Source organism: Arthrobacter sp. JCM 19049 (assembly GCF_001310435.1).
Map to the genome: position 1 here is coordinate 1 of NZ_BAXF01000606.1, position 1,155 is coordinate 1,155.

Consider the following 1,155-nt stretch of genomic DNA (forward strand, 5'->3'; position numbering starts at 1 on the left):
ACACGTGCACTTCGACAAAGAGAACAGTGCCGGCACGTATAAAGGCGGGTACGGATTCTCACCCATGATCGCCATGGCCGACTACGGCAAGACGAATGGAACCGGCGAAGTGTTGGCCGTGCAGTTGCGTCCGGGAAACCGGGGCGCAAATTCCGCGAAATCCCATATTGAAGTCCTCAACCAGGCGTTGGCGCAGCTGCCTGATGATTTCTATGACGAGCACGGAAACCTGCATGGAGAGAAGATTCTGGTCCGCACCGATAGTGCCGGCTCGTCCCGTGAGTTCTTGCACCACCTGCAGTCGTTGGGGATTCAGTTCTCCACTTCGTATTCGTTGCCGGTGCTCAAGGAGCGGTTCATCCGGTGGATCGATGAGAAGAAGTACTGGGAACCGGCCCTGACCGCTGGCGGGGAGCAGCGTGATGATGCGTGGGTGATCGACGCGAGCAAGGTGATCGAGCTGAAGGACTACCCACCAGGAACAAGGATTTATTTGCGGGCTGAGCCGTTGCATCCCGGGGCGAAAGCGACTTTGTTCGATACGGACGGGAACAGGGTGACCGCGTTCTTGACCAATAGCCCGCGGTTCAACGTGGCGTTCCTCGATGCCCGGCACCGGGCGCGTGGCCGGTGCGAGAACAGGATCAAAACGCTGAAGAGCACGGGGTTGGGCAAACTGCCTTATTGGTCTTTTACCGCGAACCAGGCATGGGCTGATCTGGCAATGTTCGCAGTGAATCTGGTGTCCTGGCTGCAACTTGCCGTGCTGCCCGGCGGGCATGAAGCTGGGTACTGGGATCTGAAAAGGTGGCGGTACCGGCTGTTTTCGATAGCCGGGAAGATTGTCTCTGGCGGCCGGCAACGCCGGCTGCTGATCCCCAAAAATGCGCCGGAAGCTCAGCTGCTATTCCAGCTTCAGCAGAATATTAGGTTGCTGTTCCAGCGGTGGCGGCACGGCGAGCTCGCTGCCTGAACTGGCGGTTGTCCTGTTATTTCTTTGGTTTCGAAAGGTCAGTTCAGTCCAGGTTGGTGGAGCCTGGCACCCGGCGCTGGTGGTTCCGGCGCTCTTGGTCGTGCGCGCAACCGGAAACGGCCACCGGGAATCACTCGGTAATGGATTTCGGTGGCCGTGTAAGGCGTGATGAAACATCTGGG

The 1,155-nt window shown here is 58.6% G+C and carries 1 protein-coding gene; it reads left to right on the forward strand.

Going from position 1 to position 1,155, the window contains the following annotated elements; genetic code table 11:
• Nucleotides 1-973: IS1380 family transposase (locus JCM19049_RS14895; RefSeq protein ID WP_054821960.1), on the forward strand; the 973-nt coding region annotated here is incomplete at its 5' end.
• Nucleotides 974-1,155 lie beyond the last annotated feature (182 nt).